We start from the raw sequence: 18577 nt of genomic DNA, 5'->3' as shown, positions 1-18577 counted from the left end.
ATTATTCTCTGCTTTCTCGTATTTTTTTAAGAGTAGCAGCTATTGCAGCTATAACTTCTTCTTTATTTTCTTGATGACGATCTTCTGTTTTTTCTAATAGTTCTTGCATATGTGTTTCTATGAAAGAGGTGTCTAAATACCCTCTTCTAAATTCTCTTGTTTTTGTAATAGCGATTAAAAATGGTATCGTTGTTCTAATATCATCAATCACAAATTCCTTCAAAGCACGCTCAAGTTTATTAACCGCTAAATCATAACTTGTTGCTTTAATAATAAGCTTTGCAAGCATGGAATCATAATAAGGCGGTACAGTATAGTCTTTATAAATATGACTATCAACCCTAACAGATGGTCCAAGAGCTGGGTAGTATTCTCCTATTTTTCCAGGACTTGGAATAAAATTTTTCCATACATTTTCAGCAGTAATTCTAGCTTCAATAGCAAAACCCCTAGGTTTAATATCGCTTTGTTCTAAGTCCAAAATTTCTCCTGCTGCAATGCGAATTTGTCTTACAATAAGATCAATACCTGTAATTTCTTCAGTAATTGGATGTTCAACTTGAATTCTTGTATTCATTTCCATAAAATAAAAGCGATTATAATCATCAAGTAAAAACTCTATAGTTCCAGCATTTGTATAACCTACGGCCTTAGCAGCTGCCACAGCTGTAACACCCATGGTTTTTCTAAGATTATCTGAAATTCCAGGGCAAGGTGCTATCTCAATTACCTTTTGATGTCTTCTTTGGATAGAACAATCCCTTTCACAAAGATGGATAATATTTCCATAGTTATCTCCTAAAATTTGAAATTCTATATGTCTGGGATTAACTACATATTTTTCCATAAATACTTCATCATTATTAAAGTATGTTAAAGCTTCTCTTTTGCAAGATTCAAAAGCATTTTCAAGATCTTGTTCTTTATGAACAACGCGAATTCCACGTCCACCTCCACCACCTGAAGCTTTTAAAATAACAGGATAACCAATCTTCTCAGCAAAAATTTTAATTTCTTCCATGCTATAGGAATTTAATTTTTCAGTCCCTGGAACAATAGGTATGCCATTTTTAGCCATTAACTTACGAGCGATATTTTTATTTCCCATCTTATGGATTACTTCAGATTTTGGACCTATAAAAATAATTCCAGCATCTTCACAAGCCTTAGCAAATTCGTAATTCTCACTTAAAAATCCATAACCAGGATGGATCGCATCAGCACCACAAGCCTTAGCAATCTCAACAATGCGAGTAACATCTAAATATCCTCTTATAGCATCCGTTCCTATGCGATAAGCCTCATCTGCGATTTTTACATGCAAACATTCACGATCAGGCTCTGTAAAAACTGCAACACTTTTAATATGTAAATCTCTACAAGCACGGATTACTCTAACAGCTATTTCAGCTCTATTTGCTATGAGAATTTTATGGATTTGATTCATAATTTGCCTTTTTTGTTATATTTTTATTGTTAATTTTAGCAAATTTTCCTTACAAAAACTTAGCAAAAAATTTAATTTATTTTAGTTATAATAAAACTTTTTAAAATTTTAATTCCAATAAAGAAAAGTTATAATTATAATGGTTGCTGATAAAAGATTATTTTATTTAAGTTGTATTTTAATCACCATAGGAATAGTATTTTCATACTCTCTTACAGCTTTTACTGTTCTTTTTCTTGACTATAGTGAGTTTCATTTTTTTATTCGTCAGCTATTTTTTGGAATTAGTGGCATACTTATAATGTTTTTTATTTCTCGATTGGATCCTGATAAAGCACTTTCTAAAAAAATTATTTTAGCTATTTTGATTATTTCTTTTATCTTTATCATCATTTTGCCATTTTTACCTTCTGCATTAGCAACAGCTAGCGGAGGAGCTAAACGCTGGATACGCTTAGGCCCACTCTCTATCTCTCCTGTAGAATTTTTCAAAATAGGATTGATTTATTTTTTAGCATGGAGCTATACAAGGCGTATTGATGATAGTAAAAAAGCTATCAGACACGAGGCTTTAATTCTTCTGCCTTATTGTATCTTAGCTTCTATAGTTATAGGATATATTTATATCACTCAAAACGATTTAGGACAAAGCGTAATTTCTTTCTTTTTGATTCTAGCTTTAGCTTTTTTTGCAGGAGCTAGTAAAAGGCTTTTTGCTTTTGGAACTTTAATCATTATGATGATAGGTATAATGGTAATTTTTAGCAACCAAAGAAGAATTCAAAGAATCGCTTCTTGGTGGGGGAATATACAAGATGCTTTTTTACCTATGCTTCCTGATTGGCTAGCAAATGCTTTAAGAGTAAGTAGCAACAGCGAGCCTTATCAGATTTCGCACTCTTTAAATGCTATAGCCCATGGAGGAATGTTTGGTGAAGGCCTAGGACTTGGAACTTTTAAATTAGGCTTTTTAAGTGAAGTGCATACTGACTTTGTTCTTTCAGGAATTACTGAAGAAATAGGACTCTTAGGTCTTGGAGTTATTTGCTATATTTATCTTTGGATGATTTTAAGAATTTTTAGAATTGCAGGAAGATGCGAAGCTAAACAAGATTTTATTTTTTGTTCAGGCATAGCCTTACTTTTACTTTTTTCTTTCTTTATGAATGCTTTTGGTATTATTTCTCTTACTCCACTAAAAGGTGTAGCGGTTCCACTTTTAAGCTATGGAGGAAGTTCAATGTGGGCAATTTGCATAGGCATAGGATATGTATTAATGATTTCAAAAAAGGTTAAATTATGACAATAGCTTTAACAGGTGGCGGAACTGGAGGGCATTTAGCCATAGTACATTGCTTATTAGAAAGCGCAATTAAAAAAAATATAGAATGTGTATACATAGGCAGTCAAAATGGTCAAGATAAAGCTTGGTTTGAAAATGAAATACGCTTTAAGGAAAAATTTTTTTTAAGCTCTAAAGGAGTGGTTAATCAAAGCAAATTTGGCAAAATCAGTTCTTTACTCCACACCTTAAAACTCTCCAAAGATTGTAGAGAAATTTTTAAAAAATACCACATCCAAGCCGTTTTTAGTGTAGGTGGATATAGTGCAGCTCCTGCATCTTTTGCAGCTTTATTCTCACATTTGCCTCTTTTTATACACGAACAAAATTCAAAAAGCGGCTCTTTGAATATGCTTTTAAAACCTTTCGCTACAAAATTTTTTAGCGCCTTTGAAAAAGAATTTAGTCCTTATCCTGTGGCAAATAAATTTTTTGATAATGCTAGGACTCGCACAGAATTAAAAAATATTATTTTCCTAGGAGGATCACAAGGAGCTAGCTTTATAAACGAACTAGCTTTAAATCTCGCCCCAAAGCTTCAAAAGCAAAATATTAAAATCATTCATCAATGCGGAAAAAATGATTTTGAAAAATGCAAAAAACACTACCAAAGCTTAAATATCCAAGCTGATGTTTTTGACTTTAGTTCAAATTTGGAAGAAAAAATGAAAAATGCGGATCTAGCTATATCAAGAGCAGGTGCAAGCACCCTTTTTGAACTTTGCGCTAACACCTTGCCTGCTATTTTCATACCTTATCCTTATGCAGCTAAAAATCATCAATACTTTAATGCTAAATTTTTACAAGATCAAGCTTTATGTCAAATTTTCACGCAAGACTCGATCAATCTTGATGATTTTTTAAAAGCAATGTTAAAACTTAACTTAGAAGATATTTCTACAAGATTGCAAAATATAGCACAAAAAAATGGTGGGGATATTTTACTAGAAAAAGCACTATCTGATAACTTGGCTTTTATAAGATAAATATCCAAAGATATTTACCAAAACCCCTGCAAAAATCAACATCAAAATAGCAAGTGAAAAATTCTCAAATTTATCGTGTAAAAAACCTATAATCCACTGCCCTTGTGCTGCGATTAAATATCCAAAACCTTGAGCTAAAGCAGAAAGCTTTGCTGCTACTTGAGTATTTGAACTTTTTTGAGCGATAAAAAGTAGTGCAATACCAAAAACCCCACCCCATGGAAAGCCCATGATAAAAGCACTAATGATAATAGAAGTTTTACTATCAAAAACAAAAAGCATGGCAAAAGCAATTACATACATACTACACAAACTTGCTATATAAGGAGTATGTAAATTTTGCCTTAATTTTCCTAAAAGCAATGGGCCAAAAAGGGACACTGGAGCTGCAACAAGTTGAGCAAAAAGAACCATATTTGTAGCAAATTCTTTATCAAAACCTTTTTCTACAACGATTTGAACATACCAAAAAAACAAAGAATAAGCTAAAAAACTTTGAAATCCCATAAAAAGGGTAATCTTCCAAGTGGTTGCATTTGTAAAAAGATTGATTTTTTTAGAACTTTTTTTCTTAGCACGAAAAAATCTACCATTTTTAGCTTGAGGATAATAAACCACCAAAGCTACAAAAGAAAAAATCGCCCAAAAAAACATAGCACCTGCTAAATCAAACACGCTAAGTAAAGGTATAGCTAAAGCTACCCCTGCTATAGAAGAAATACTTAAAATAAGACTATAAACCCCCATCATACTTGCTATTTTTTTAGGAAATTTTTCTTTAATAAAACTAGGCAATAAAACATTAGCGATTGCTATACCACAACCTATGCCTAACATACCCAAAAATAAGCCATATATCCCTGTATAAGAACGCAAAATTTCGCCAATAAAGATCAAAAAAATCCCCACGATAATAGCCCTAATAGGTGAAAAATATCCCACTATAAAAGAAATACTTCCAAAGGCTATCAAAGGTAAACTTGTAAGCACTCCTGCAAAAGTAGAATTTAACCCATACGCATCTTTAATCACATCTATTATAGGCCCTATAGCGGTAATAGGAGCACGCAGATTAAAAGCTACAATCACAACGATGAAAAAATTAAGCCAAAAAATCTTTTTTTGAATACTACTCATAAGATAATCTTTCTTTGCAAACTTGGATATATGTTTTTAAGTCTTTTTCTTTCATTAAAATTTCACGCATACAAATACCTGCTATATTCATATCTTTAAAATTTTCTATATTTTGAGCATTGATACCGCCTATAGCATAAAGTGGAATTTGACTAAATTCAAGCAGAGATTTTAAAAAATCAAGCCCTTTAGGTTCTAAACCCGCCTTACAAGAACTTTCAAAAATATGCCCTACAAAAGCATAATTTACCTTATAACTCATCGCCTCTAAAAGCTCTTCTTTGCTATGGACTGAAGTACCAAGTATATGAAAATATTTTATTAATTTAGGCTCTTTTCTTAGCAAAGAAAGCGGTGCGTGAAAATAACGATGCCCTAATTTTAAACAAACCTTATCAAAAGAATGCAAAAAACAAGTCACTTTTTGCTTTGTGCAAATGCTTAAAACTTCTTTTGCTAAATCATAATACTCAAACTCGCTTAAATCTTTTTCTCTTAAAACTATAGCATCTACCTTAGCCTTAGCAAGTTTTTCAATCTGCTTTAAGAAGTCTATTTCTACACATTTTCTATCGCTTATAGCGATGATTTTTTTATCCCACATAAATGCTATCACTCATCACAGCTTGTAAATTTGATCTTTTAAGCATAGCTAAAATTTCATCTACACTCCTATCATCTGAAATTTCAAACTGCTCATCGCCCTTTTTCTCGCCCTTATGCTCACCTATACCCACACTCACTCCTGCGCTCATTTTAGTAGCGCCAAGCTTGATAACCTCATCTCTAAAACCTATTCTTTCACGACTTGAAATGGTAATACCCGCAAAAGGCAAAAAGAGTCTATAAGCACAAAGTACTTGCAAAAGGCGTTTTTCACTCACATCTTTAGGATGGATTTTAGCATTATTGATAATAGGTCTTAAACGTGGTACTGAAATAGAAATTTCAGCATGCGGATAAGCTTGTTGTAAAAAATGCGCATGAAGTGCCGTAGCAAGGGCATCTTTTCTAAAATCATCTATACCTAAAAGTGCCGCAAAAGCCACTCCACGCATACCTGCTTTTAAAGCTCTTTCTTGAGCATTAAAGCGATAAGGAAAAATGCGTTTTTCACCACCTAAATGAATTTTAGAATATTTTAAAGGATTGTAAGTTTCTTGAAAAACAGTCACATAATCACAACCCTTTTCATGCAAAATTTTATATTCTTCTTCATTCATAGGATAAATTTCAACGCCTACAACCTTAAAATACTCTCTAGCAATCTTGCAAGCATTTGCTATATATTCTACACTTGCAAACTCCCTACCCTCACCTGTTAGCATTAAAATTTCCTCTAAACCACTTTTAGCAATAGCTTGCATTTCTTCATGAATTTCAGCTTCACTTAGCTTAGCTCTTGCGATTTTATTACCTTTTTGAAAACCACAATAAACACATTTAGAATTACAATAATTTGACAAATAAAGTGGGGTAAAAAGAGAGATAGAATTTCCAAAATATTTTTGCTTGACTTTAGCGGATTTAAAGGCTAATTCTTCTATGAAATCTTCTGCCGCACTTGAAAGCAAGGCTTTTAAATGCTCTATGTTTAAATGTGTTTGATTTAAAGCATTTTTAACATCTTTGGCGCTAAATTGACTCTCATCATAGCTTTGAACTTGAGTTAAAACCTTGTTTAAAATTTCGCTTTTTATTTCCTGCATATGAGGTAAATACTGCATATAATCTTGCATGATTAATCCCTTAAAAAGCCTGTTAATGGAGAACTTGCTTTAGCCTCGCTCACACTTGCTAAACCTGCTAAAAAAGCCGCTCTTCCTGCATTTACCGCCAAAGAAAAAGCTCTAGCCATCAAGGCTATATCTTTAGCTTCAGCTATAGCTGTATTTACCATCACCGCACTTACTCCCATTTGCATAGCTTCACAAGCTTGCGCAGGACTTCCAATACCCGCATCTACAATGATAGGCAAATCAATTTCATTAAGCAAAATTTGTATAAATTCCTTAGCACATAAGCCTTTATTGCTCCCAATAGGTGCTGCCAAAGGCATGATAGCCGCAGCTCCTGCATCACGCATAGCTCTAGCTGCGTAAAGATCAGCATGCATGTAAGGTAAAGGCGTAAAGCCCTCTTTAGCTAAAAGCTCGCAAGCTTTAATTGTTTCGTAATTATCAGGCAGCAAATACCTACTATCGCTTATCACTTCTATCTTGATAAGTTCTCCACAACCAAGCTCTCTTGAAAGCCTTGCAATACGTAAGGCTTCATCGGCGTTTCTTGCGCCTGAAGTGTTGGGTAAAAGTGTGATATTTTTAGGGATATAATCAAGTATATTAGCAATTTCCCCTGTATTTGCACGGCGTAAGGCTAGAGTGATAATCTGTGCTTTAGCTTCTTCTATGGCTGATTTTATAAGCTCTAGCGAATATTTTCCAGAGCCTAAAATAAATCTTGAATCAAACTCGTATTTACCTATTTTTAATTTATCATTTTTTAAATTTTCTTGCATTTTTACTCCTTATTTGCTAAAAGCTCTAAAACAAGGTTACTTTGATGTCCTGCGCAAATATTTACCCTTGGTGCCATAAGTCCATTTCCTAGCTTAGCACCATTTACCAAATCCCCACATACATAGAAATTTTTAGCAATTTTTCTTGTTTGTATGCTGTTGCTATCACCATAGCCCGCAAGCCCTGAAGCACAGATTAAAATACTATCTTTGTAAAATCTATGAAAATTTTGCGCCATCATCGCTTTTGCGATAGCACTATCAAAGGCTTCACAAACTATATCTATATCTTTAAACAAAGACTTTAAATTATCCTCATCGATTTTTAAAGTGCAAATTTCAACGCTGATATAAGGGTTAATCTCGCTAATTTGCTCTTTTAAAGCTTCAGTTTTAAATTTACCCAAATCACTTACACGGTAAGCTTGACGATTCAAATTACTAGGTTCAATCACATCAAAATCAATCAGCTTTAAATACCCCACTCCACTTCTTGCCAAATTTATCGCTATATGTGAGCCAAGCCCACCTAAACCACAAACTGCCACGCGCCCATTTTTAAGTTTATCGTGAAGCTTTGGAGTGTGTCTTGCTCTCATCATAGCATCTAGTGCATCTTTTGGAGGTAAAGTATTTCTTTCTATGCAAAAAAGCTCATCATCTTCGTTTAAAGCGATAGTCTCTTTTGTTGCAAAACCATTGATAATCCATACATCATTTTCATTTTTGCTGATATTTTCAAAAAATTCCAAACTTGTTTTAAAGTCTGTATCAAGTTCTTTACCATTAAATTTCACTCTCATCAACCGCCTCCTACAAAACTTACGATTTCAGCTTTATCGTTTTCTTTTAAAATCAAATTTTCAAATTCGCTTTTTGGTATGATTTCTCCATTTAATTCTAAAGCGATAAGTTCGATTTTCAAGCCTTTTTCTTTGATAAAATCCATAAATTTAAGCTCTTTAAGCTCAAATTTTTCTCCATTGATAATCATCCTAAACCTTTAAAAATTTTCTATCAAGTCTTTAAAAACAAGGCAAAGTTTTTCAAATTCTTCTATACTTACTCTTTCATCAATAGCGTGAATTCTATCATTGCAAACCCCAAATTCCACTACCTTTACACCGTATTTTGCAAAATACCTTGCATCACTTGTACCGCCTTTGGTATTAAGCTCTGGCACTTCATGAGTGATTTTTTGAACGCTTTCATTCATTTTTTGAACGATTTTATTATCGATATTTGTCAAAAAAGCTTCGCTTGATTGTTTTAGCTCTAACTCATAGTTTAAACCATGACAAATTTTTTCTACATAACTTTTTACATCTTCTAAACTTGTATCAGGGGAATTGCGAACATTAAACATAAGTTTTAAATCATTTGGCGTAACATTACACACCCCCATACCTCCGCGAATATCGGTAATAACGATTTTTGAAGGACTAAATTCAGCACTTCCAGGATCAAGATCAAAACCCGCTAAAAGCTTTAAAACCGGTGCAAAATCATGCACAGGATTGATACATTTTTCAGGATAAGCAACATGCCCTTGTTTTCCGCGGATTAAAAGTTTTCCATTGATAGAACCACGACGCCCTATTTTGATACTATCGCCGATTTTTTTAACACAGGTTGGCTCGGCAACCACGGCATAATCAGGTAGCATATCTCTTTCTTGCATCCATTCTAAAACAGCCTTAGTTCCATATATAGCTTCGCCTTCTTCATCACTTGTTAAAATAAGACTCAGTCTTGCTCCTTTAAAATCCGCATTCTTTGCCGCATCTACAAAGGCTGCTACTCCGCTTTTCATATCTTGAGCACCTCTTGCATAGATAAAGCCTTCTTTTTCCATAGGCACGAAAGCATCGCTACTCCAACCCTCGCCTGCAGGCACCACGTCTACATGCCCACCAAAAGCTAAATGCTCACCCTCATCTTTAAATTTTTTAGTGAGTAAAAGGTTTTTAATGCCTTCTTTTTCTATAAAAAAAGCTTCAAAATCACTCAGTTCCATAGCGATGAAATTTAAAGCTCCATCATCATTTGGCGTAACAGATTTAAATTTTAAAAGTTCGATTAAAAATTCTTTTGCATTCATTTTTTATCCTAAGAAAGTTTTATATAATAAATTAAGAGCAAAATACTCTATAATTATAGCTGAAATTATATTGATTATAAAAACAACTTTTGCACTAAAAACATGACTATATCTTGCCACCACAAAGGCTAAAGCACTTACCCAAAAAAGTATAGCCACAACAAGCCCTAAAGTCATCAAATAAGCATGATCGCTGCTTAAAACCACGCTTGCAGCACTAAGCCAAAATCCTATCACAAAAGGATTTGAACCATTTAAAAAAGCTCCTTTAATATAACTTTTCAAAAGACTTTCTTTAAATTCTTTATGCTCTAAATTTAAGCTTTCTTTCTTTTTTCTTAGCATCAAATACGCCATATAAGTTAAAAAACAAAAACCAAAAATCGCCAAAGAACGCATAAAAATAACATTGTCTAAGAAATTTAAAAGCCCAAATTGAAGCAAAAAAAGATAAAGCATATCTATACTAAATGCTCCAAGTCCTACAGCTATGGAATTTTTAAAAGCTTTTAGTGCATAAGTTAAAATCAAAATATTTACAGGCCCAAAAGGTACGCTCACTCCAAAGCCCAAAAAAACTCCACTTAAAAAAGAATCAAACATTACCATCTTTCATAAAATTTTCTATATCAAGTGCGATTTTATCAATAGCACTTATAATATCTTCTATATAGATTTTATCAAAATACCGCTCTAAATTCGCATCTTTTTCGTAGATATTTAAAATACTTTTTTCGCACATTGAAGCATAACGCCCTACAGGCAAAACCGCCCCACTTGTGCCTATGCTGATAAAAAGCGAAGTTTGATTTAGCAAAGAATAAAGCGTAGCATAAGCAGGAGCTTGCTCTTCAAACATGACTATATTGTGTCTTAAATCCTTACTTTTGCATTTTGGGCATTGTTTATCTGTGATTTTTTCATAGCCTATATTAAAAATTTCTTCGCATTTTAAGCAGCGAAGTTCAGGCAAAAAGCCATGCAAATGAATCACATCTTTACACCCTGCACGCTCTAGCAAATCATCTACATTTTGCGTGATAACAAAAAGATTTTTACCCCATTTTTCTTTTAACTGTGCAATTTTTTCATGAGCATGATTTGGCTTTACATTTTGAAGTTGTGCTCTTCTTGCATCGTAAAAATCAAGTACTTTTTTAGGATTTTTTCTAAAACCTGTTGCAGAGCAAACCTCCATCACATCGTATTCTTCCCAAAGTCCGTCATTATCCCTAAAAGTTTTGAGCCCACTTGGAGCACTAAGCCCTGCTCCGCTTAATATCATAATGTTTTTCATCGCTAAACCTTATAAAATTTACAAAGTTTAGCGAAAAATGCTTTAAGAAAATAAATATTTTTGCAAGATTTTTTCTTTTTCTTTTTCTAATCTATCAAGTTCTATTTTATATTCATTGATTTTTTTCTCAATCTTGTCAGTTATATCTGCTATTTGATCTTGAAATTCTAAAGAAGGAAGTTTAACCCTTAATGCTTTTATTCTATCTATTGAAGCTCTAAGTTTTCTTGAAAATCCTTGTTTTTTACCAGCTTCATTTAAAATAAAACTTATGTATTTAGCATTTATTTTTGTATCATCAACCCTTAATACCCCACAATGATCAGTTGGATAAAACTTTTTATTTTTTGGCATAAATCCCACCATCCAATCTCCATCTATACCCCACAAAACAGAATCATTATCATAATCTTGCAAAATTTCTTTATTAACAAATCCAAATACTTCCAATACATTTGCACTATAAACAGGAATTTGTCCATTTTCAAGCAGCTCATTATTTAAAACTCTTTTTCCAATACTTAGTTTAAAAATTGGATTTGATAAAGCATATTCTTTAATTGTTTTATTAAATGATGATAAAAATTCACTATCCAAATTTATTTTACACAAATTATTAATTTTATCTAAAATAGAATTTAGTTCATATTCTTGATTGTCCTCTATGATGCCGCATTTTTGAAGCATTGCTTTGATTAGGTTTTGATACTCTTTTATACTCAAGCTTAAAGCATTATGCTGCTCTTCTACTTCTTCACACTCTGCTACGATTTGTTTTTGAATTTCAAGCGGTGGTTTTGGAATAACCATATTTTGCAAGATTCCTAAATTTATATTTTGTTGCGAAGTTGTAATAACTTCGTTATATAATTGAAATTTAAAATAATCAATAGCATACATAAGATATTTATTTATAAATTCTTCATTTGGAATAATAGCTACTATAGCTTGATTTGTTGTCATATCTTCGCCTAATATTCCAACTCTACCAATAGTTGCATAAATTGAAACAACAACAGCACCTTTTTGTATCATTTTTGCATTAGAATTCTTAAAACCCTCTCTTGTAATTTTTTCTTTAGTATCCATAATAACTTGACGATTAGAGTAATCGCTAATTGTTAGCCACTTAATATCCCCATTCCAATAATTTATATTTTTTCTTGATGGTGTTCCTCCCATGAAAAAATCTCCACAAATTTTCAATTTAACCAATGGGTATTGAGACTTTATTTCTTCTCTTTGAGTTTTTGGATTTAAACTTATAGCTTTATTAAATTCCACTTTTTCAAAATCTATCATATCAACAAGCCTTGCTTTTGTAGCATAAGTCTGTAATTCTTGCGGGATAACATCAAGCGTATTTAAAAAAGATTTGTAGATTAAAGTATTAAGCTTAGTTTCATTTTGCGGATTGCCTCTTTCAAAAAGTGGGCTCAAATAAGGTTCGTGCAATTCTTTTAAACCTTCATCACCTTTTCTATTGCTCCACTCATAACCTAAAAATTTCTTTTGTTCTTTTATATCACTTGGGGATTTTATGATTAAAACTTCTTGATTAAGACTTAGACAAAAATAAAGCAATTTATCCTTTTCTATTGCCTGAGCATAAGCTAAAAAGGCTTTATCTTCTAAATCTTGCTTATCTTTACTTTCTTTATAAATTTTAGATTCTTTAAGTTTTTTATAATCACTTGTTTGCCTAAATGCATTGCGATAATCTTTAAAGGCTTCTAGCTCTGCAAGATTAGAATCTAAGTTTCCATTTAAAAAATTGCTATAAAGCTCTTTATCAAATTTTCTAAAATCACAATACGCACTTAGATAATTTTGATAAAAGTTTTCATTGTCTTTTAAATTTTCAGCTTCTATGCGTTCTTTAATCAAACTATAATCTTGAGAAATAAGATGATTTTCTTGTTTAAAAGTTTCTTTTTTGCGTAAAAATAAAATAATCGTATTTGTCCCTGTTGCTCCAAATGTTTGATTACCTAGCTCTACAATGGCAATAAAATCAAAATTTTGAAACAATATTTCTCTTGTATTTTTATAAATAGAATCTTTATTTAAAATAGAACTTGGCAAGATAATAGCAGCTTTAGCATTATCATTTAAAATTTGATTTGCTCGCTCACAAAAAAAGCATTCGATAGAATTATTTGTTTCTATGTTTATATCATCGTTAAAAAGTTTATAGGTATTTTTAGATTTATCACTTAAAGTTTCTAAAAATCCTTTTACAGAATAAGGTGGATTTGCTATAAGCAAATCAAAACTATTTGATTCTATTTGTGGTTTTGCTTTTTCTCCTTCTAAATTATTTGTATTTGCTAATTCAAAAGAAGCAAGTGCATCAGCGTATAAAATATTGATTTCATTTTGCCCATACATTGCACTTGATACCTTAGAAACCTTACTTAAGCGATACTCTTTTTCAATACCATAAATATTTTTATAATGCTCTTTAAGCTCATCTTCTGTTAGATAACGCTTAAGCTCATTGGCATAGGTGTTTAAAAAATGTCCAGCACCACAAGCATAATCAATCACCCTTAAAGCTTTAGAGTTTTTGCTTAACATTTCTTGAAGCGGTAAAGAATACATAATAAATTCACAAATTTGAATAGGGGTAAAAAACTGCCCTTCATCTTGCTTCATACCTTTTTGCAAAAAAAGTTCAAAAAGATTGCCTAAAAATTGATTTGTAGAGTTTTGGGTAAGCTTGTAATTTGCAAAAAGCTCTACTATTTCTTTTAATACAAGTGCATTTTTTAAGAATAATTCTTTATTATGCACTTCTAAAAATGCAAAATCATTATTTGAATAAAATTTTAATTCTTTGATGTAATTTTGCATTACTTCTTTTAAAGTTTTTATCTTTAATTGCTTAAAGTCTTTTTCTATATCTTCATTAGATACAAAGGTAATTTTCTCTCCTAAGAATTCTTTCATAGCTTCTTTATAAAGCCACATTAATCTATCTTGCATATTTGCATAAGTATCTGCCATTACACCAAAATATCCAAATTTGAGATTGTTTTTATTAAAAGTTTCATCATAAATTTTGCAAAGAAAAATATTTACAAGTTTATCAAAGGCATTTTCCTTACCTGATATATTATGCTTGCGTAAAATTTTTGCAAATTCGTGATATTTGCCTTCTTCTTTAAGTTCTTTAAGATTATCAAAAGTTGGAGTAATTTCTAAAATTTTATAGGCATTGACATTTGCTTCAAAAATACCTTGCTCGAAATATTGCAGTTCATAACTTTCTTTCCAAGTTTTAAAAAGTTCTATATTGTTATTAGATTTTTTATAAGAATTTTGTAATTCTTTTTCTTTTAGATATTCTTCGTTATCGTAAGCTTGTATGATGTAATTTTTATATTCTAACTTATCGCTAAAATCACTTGTATAAAGACAAAGATATTTTACACCTTTTTCTTGCTGAAAATAAGAAAAAAGCTGCCCGCCATCTTCTTGCATTCTATTCCATTCTTTTATAAATTCACTATTTTTAGAATCTGTGGTTTTACATTCTATAATCAAATAAGGATTGTTTTCATTATCCTTTACTAAAATATCAGCCTTACCACCTTTTTTATCCCTGCCAAGATTCCATTTTGGCTCTAACTCTAAATGTTGAGCCTTATAACCTTTTTCTAAAAGTCTATGCACACATTCAAAAACTACAAAATTTTCAGGGTGTGAAAAATTAGAAGTAGTTTTATCGTGAATTTTTATTTCTTTTGGGTAATTAATACTTTGGTTTTTATAATCTATTAAAAGTGTGCAATTATTGATTGTTTTTACATAATTTTCATTTTTATTTTTAAAGCCTAAGTTTTCTAAAACTTGTTTGAAATTATCTTTTGTAATCATTTATTTCCTTATAATTTTACCACCTTAGCACCAAAGCCACCTTGATTGATCGGTGCGTCATTAAAACCCTTGACACTTTTATGGGTTTTTAAAAACTCTCTTACAGCAAAGGCAAGCTTTCCTGTTCCTATGCCATGATAGATCAAAACCTCATCAAATCCCGCTATCAAAGCATCTGAAATAAATTTATCAAGCCTTGAAATAGCCTCATCACTCCTAAGTCCATGCAAATCCAAAGTTACACTTAAATTGCTTGGTTTACTTACGCTTATACTTGTTTTTGCTACTTTTTTTGGCATTGCACCACTTTTTTTAAGTAGTTTTAAAGGCACACGAAGTTTGATCCCATCGCTTTCAACCATAGCATCGTTTTTAGAAATGCTTATGATTTTACCCTTAATTTTTTCATATTTTACAAAATCCCCCACACGCAATTCTTCGTTTTGCTCCATACTTGGCAAAATGATTTCTTTTTTAAGCTCATTGGCTTTATTAAGACTTCTTTGCTTATCTTTTGTGTCTTTAAGCTGTATAGTTTTTTTAGCTTCTTCTATGGCTTTGTGAAATTTAAATTCTAAATTTCTCAAACTCGTACGAAATTCTTGTTCATTTTTTTCTTTTTGATCTTTTAAAGAAAGTAAAATTTCATCGACTTTTTGCTCTTTTTTCTCAACATTTTCAAGCTTAGCTTTTAGTTCTAATTCAAGATTGATATTTTTACCTACAAGTTCCTCTAAATTTTCTTTATCCTCGCCATAAAGCTTTTTAGCCTCGCTAACTAAATTCGGCGGAATCTGATAACGCAAAGCGGTTTCAAAGGCATAAGATTTTCCTATAGTACCTTTTAAAAACTCATATTTTGGGCGTGAAAGTTCTTCATCATATAAAGCAGCGATGAGTTCAACTTGCTCATTCTTTGCTAAAAGCATGGCAAGGCGTTTGTGGTGTGTGGTGATAATGATTTTAAGATTATTAGCTATGAGTTTTGAAATTAACACGCTATACAAACAAGCCGCTTCTTCAAAATCTGTTCCAAGCTCTATTTCATCGATACCTAAAAGCAAATTTTTCTTAGAAAAAAGCCTAGAAAAATGCAACATTCTTCCTGCAAAAGTTGAAATGTCGTTTTTAACATTTTGCGGATCTTCTATGATGGCATCAAATTCTTTAAAAGTACCGATTTTACTTTCACTTGCTTTTATATGCATAGGCAAAAGATGTTTAGCTAAAAATGCTGCGCTTAGCATGGATTTTAAAAGCATGGATTTTCCACCTGCATTTACCCCTGTGATGATTAAAACTTGTTTTTTAAATTCCAAACTCACGCTTTTTGGATTTTTTAAGGCAGGATGAGCGAAATTTTTAAGCACTAAATCCGTACTTTGATCACACAAAACAAATTCAAAATCCCTTTTTTTAGCAAGCAAAACCCTAGCACTATAATGATCAAAAAGATCAAAGACTGTATTGATAAATTTTAAAAAAGGTAGGTTTTTTGCTAAAAAAGCTGAGAAATTTTTAGCGTATTCATAATAAATTTCTTCTTTTTGATTTTTGATTTTTTCTATATCATTTTGCAAATTTTCAACACTTAAAGGCACGATATAAAAGCCACCGCCACTACTTCTACCTATGATTTTTGCTTTAATAGCGTGATTAAACCCGCCTCTTACAAGCAAGGCTTCAAGATTGTTTATAAGATGGATTTGTGTATCGATAAGATAAGGCATTAAAGCTTTTGTATAGCAAAATTTCTTAAACTCAGCTATTATGCTTTCGTTTTTCAATCTTAAAGCGGCATTAAGATTTACAAGTCTTTCGTCTAAACTTTCTTTTAATTCCCCTTTTTCATCGAAATTCAAACAAAGCTCCAAAGCCCCGCTAACAAATTCTATCTTTTGTAACCAAGAGTCTAAATTTGTTCCTAGTTTTATTTTTTTTAACTTTTCAAAATAACGAAAAATTTTTACAAATTCAAAAATTTCATCTAAATGTAAAATTCCTTGCTTGCTTAAATGCACTAAGGCTTTATCAAGATTGCTAAGCTCTGGCATAGTAGGAAATTCCACCTCACAAAGCTCATGTATGCGTTTAAAATGAAGGTTAGAATCTCCTTGTAAAAAAATCTCTTTATCTCTTGCAAAAAGGGCCTTAAACTCTTCTAAATAGCTGTTTAAATCAAGCTTTGAGATCAATTCTTCTTTTGCATCATTCATCATTTAACCTACAATCTTTAATATCTATGATTAAAGAATTAAAACTTTGATTATTATCCTTTGAAATAAAACTTCCTGTTCCAAATTCATAATTAAAATACGCCTTAGAAACATTAATATCTTTACATAAAATATTTTTATTTTGATTAAAAGCTACGATAATATCTGTTCTTAAATGACTTTTTTGCGTATTTTCAAATTCAAAAAATACTGCTAAAACAATAAAAATCACAAGTAAAATACCAAAAAAAGGTTTGGTTTTTTTGCCTAATTTTTCACGCAAAGCAAAAGTGATTAAGGCTAAAATTAAAATAATTAAAAAATATAAAAAAACCCTACTCATTCTTTTGCCTTAATTTGTTGCTGATATCTCCTGCACCAAAACCTATAATAAGCCCTTCTTCAAAAACCTGCCCCTTAGAAGCTACTAAAAATTTACCCTCTCTTTTGATATCTTCTACAAATAAAGCCTTAGGAAAAACTGCTTTTAAATCAAGCTCTATAGGCTCTTCTCCTGCAGCATAAACAGGTAAAATTACAAGCTCATCAACACCTTCAAAAGCCTTTGCAAATTCCTTTAAATTTGCAGCTAAACGCGTGTAGCGGTGGGGTTCAAAGATAGCTGTGATTTTTTTATATCTACCTAATTTTGCGTATTCTTGTGCTGCACTTAAAGTCGCTTTTATTTCGGTTGGATGATGACCATAATCATCAATTAAAACCAAATTTTCATCAGCATGTAAAATATCAAAACGCTTTTTAATACCTTGATAATTTTTAAGTCTGGTTCTTATCGTTTCTATATCTAAAAAATTTAGAGCCGCCAAAATCGCCAAAGACGCATCAAGAGCTAAATGATATCCCATACCAAAAACTTTAAACTCACCTAAATCTTTTAACTCAAAGCTTGTAAAAGGTTTGAAATTTTCTATACACATGGTGCAGTTTTTGATATCTTTGCTTGGATAAAGCTTGATTGACTCATTTTTATAATTTTTCAAAAACTCATCTTCAGCATTAATCACGCGAATTTTAGCCACATCTAAAAACTGGGTATAAGCATGATGAAGTTTTGAAACTTCATTACCATAATGATCTAAATGCTCTGCTTCCGCATTGGTAACTATAGCCAAATAAGGATTTGAATTTAAAAAAGAACTATCGCTCTCATCAGCTTCAAAAACAAGGTTTTGACTTTCTTTATAAATCATATTTGAACCAAATTCTTTTAAAATCGCTCCGATGATCACAGAAGCATCATCAAGTAAAGAAGCTAAAATACTTGAAGTCGTGCTTTTTCCATGTGCTCCTGCAATTGCAAAAACACGCTTATCTTCTAAGATAAGAGGTAAGGCCTCCTTGCGTGAAAGGCATTTAATGCCTAATTCTTTAGCATGTTTAAATTCAGGATTTTCTTCTTTGATAGCAGCAGAATAAATAACTAAATCTTTGTTTAAAATATTGTCTTTATGATGAGGGATGCTGACCTTAACCCCTTCTTTTTCTAGTTCTTTAGTGATTTTACTCTCTTTAAGATCACTTCCGCTAATCTTAAAACCTTTTTCTTTTAAAAATCTTGCTAAAGCGGAAATTCCTATACCGCCTATGCCGATAAAATGGATATTTTGCATCATTTAAACCTTTATACTTT

Annotated in this window: 16 protein-coding genes; 2 read left to right on the top strand and 14 right to left on the bottom strand. The window is 31.6% G+C overall.

The window, feature by feature from the left end:
* Position 1 precedes the first annotated feature (1 nt).
* Complete coding sequence (locus tag ELQ09_RS02460) at positions 2 to 1447, bottom strand: acetyl-CoA carboxylase subunit A (RefSeq protein WP_070317101.1); 1446 nt, start codon at positions 1445 to 1447, stop codon at positions 2 to 4.
* A 139-nt stretch (positions 1448 to 1586) separates the two neighbouring features.
* Here ELQ09_RS02460 and ftsW point away from each other — a divergent pair, with 139 nt between their 5' ends.
* On the top strand, positions 1587 to 2750 hold the full coding sequence (gene ftsW / locus ELQ09_RS02455; protein ID WP_002853553.1) for a putative lipid II flippase FtsW: 1164 nt from the start codon (positions 1587 to 1589) through the stop codon (positions 2748 to 2750).
* Positions 2747 to 3775, top strand: a complete 1029-nt coding sequence (murG, locus tag ELQ09_RS02450; protein ID WP_134263746.1) for an undecaprenyldiphospho-muramoylpentapeptide beta-N-acetylglucosaminyltransferase — start codon at positions 2747 to 2749, stop codon at positions 3773 to 3775. The genes ftsW and murG overlap by 4 nt, the downstream gene beginning before the upstream one ends.
* Here the strand turns inward: murG and ELQ09_RS02445 are convergent.
* From ELQ09_RS02445 to murC, 13 genes are read right to left on the bottom strand one after another with little or no spacing between them, the layout of a single operon-like run.
* Entirely contained in the window at positions 3746 to 4912 is a 1167-nt protein-coding gene (locus tag ELQ09_RS02445) for a CynX/NimT family MFS transporter (RefSeq protein WP_134263745.1), read from the bottom strand. The genes murG and ELQ09_RS02445 overlap by 30 nt on opposite strands.
* A complete protein-coding gene (locus ELQ09_RS02440; RefSeq protein ID WP_070317098.1) occupies positions 4905 to 5516 on the bottom strand; it encodes a thiamine phosphate synthase in 612 nt (203 codons plus the stop codon). Before ELQ09_RS02440 ends, ELQ09_RS02445 begins: the two co-directional genes overlap by 8 nt.
* Positions 5506 to 6651 carry a 2-iminoacetate synthase ThiH gene (gene thiH, locus ELQ09_RS02435; RefSeq protein WP_070300990.1) on the bottom strand — a complete coding sequence of 382 codons (1146 nt, stop codon included), beginning with the start codon at positions 6649 to 6651 and terminating at the stop codon, positions 5506 to 5508. Before thiH ends, ELQ09_RS02440 begins: the two co-directional genes overlap by 11 nt.
* 2 nt (positions 6652 to 6653) lie before the next feature.
* The gene (locus tag ELQ09_RS02430; protein WP_057100806.1) at positions 6654 to 7430 is read right to left on the bottom strand and encodes a thiazole synthase; all 777 of its coding nucleotides are present in this window, start codon (positions 7428 to 7430) and stop codon (positions 6654 to 6656) included.
* A 2-nt stretch (positions 7431 to 7432) separates the two neighbouring features.
* Positions 7433 to 8236 carry a thiamine biosynthesis protein ThiF gene (thiF, locus tag ELQ09_RS02425; protein WP_079861524.1) on the bottom strand — a complete coding sequence of 268 codons (804 nt, stop codon included), beginning with the start codon at positions 8234 to 8236 and terminating at the stop codon, positions 7433 to 7435.
* The gene (thiS, locus tag ELQ09_RS02420; protein ID WP_002836054.1) at positions 8233 to 8424 is read right to left on the bottom strand and encodes a sulfur carrier protein ThiS; all 192 of its coding nucleotides are present in this window, start codon (positions 8422 to 8424) and stop codon (positions 8233 to 8235) included. Before thiS ends, thiF begins: the two co-directional genes overlap by 4 nt.
* Positions 8425 to 8433: 9 nt before the next feature.
* Positions 8434 to 9531, bottom strand: coding sequence for a succinyl-diaminopimelate desuccinylase (dapE, locus tag ELQ09_RS02415; RefSeq protein ID WP_002877725.1), 1098 nt, complete (start codon positions 9529 to 9531; stop codon positions 8434 to 8436).
* 3 nt (positions 9532 to 9534) lie between these two features.
* Positions 9535 to 10134, bottom strand: a complete 600-nt coding sequence (locus ELQ09_RS02410) for a LysE family translocator (protein WP_002861777.1) — start codon at positions 10132 to 10134, stop codon at positions 9535 to 9537.
* Complete coding sequence (locus tag ELQ09_RS02405) at positions 10127 to 10828, bottom strand: NAD-dependent deacetylase (RefSeq protein ID WP_002936643.1); 702 nt, start codon at positions 10826 to 10828, stop codon at positions 10127 to 10129. Before ELQ09_RS02405 ends, ELQ09_RS02410 begins: the two co-directional genes overlap by 8 nt.
* 42 nt (positions 10829 to 10870) lie before the next feature.
* On the bottom strand, positions 10871 to 14710 hold the full coding sequence (locus tag ELQ09_RS02400) for a restriction endonuclease subunit S (RefSeq protein ID WP_134263744.1): 3840 nt from the start codon (positions 14708 to 14710) through the stop codon (positions 10871 to 10873).
* An 8-nt stretch (positions 14711 to 14718) separates the two neighbouring features.
* Complete coding sequence (locus ELQ09_RS02395; protein ID WP_074469264.1) at positions 14719 to 16929, bottom strand: endonuclease MutS2; 2211 nt, start codon at positions 16927 to 16929, stop codon at positions 14719 to 14721.
* On the bottom strand, positions 16919 to 17269 hold the full coding sequence (locus ELQ09_RS02390) for a membrane protein (protein ID WP_002869116.1): 351 nt from the start codon (positions 17267 to 17269) through the stop codon (positions 16919 to 16921). Before ELQ09_RS02390 ends, ELQ09_RS02395 begins: the two co-directional genes overlap by 11 nt.
* Complete coding sequence (gene murC, locus ELQ09_RS02385) at positions 17262 to 18560, bottom strand: UDP-N-acetylmuramate--L-alanine ligase (RefSeq protein WP_079742602.1); 1299 nt, start codon at positions 18558 to 18560, stop codon at positions 17262 to 17264. Before murC ends, ELQ09_RS02390 begins: the two co-directional genes overlap by 8 nt.
* Positions 18561 to 18577: the final 17 nt, after the last annotated feature.

It is taken from the genome of Campylobacter sp. CH186 (genome assembly GCF_004378925.1).
Lineage (GTDB): Bacteria > Campylobacterota > Campylobacteria > Campylobacterales > Campylobacteraceae > Campylobacter_D > Campylobacter_D jejuni.
Note: the sequence above shows the minus strand (reverse complement) of the source record. Positions and strands in the feature narration are given on the sequence as shown.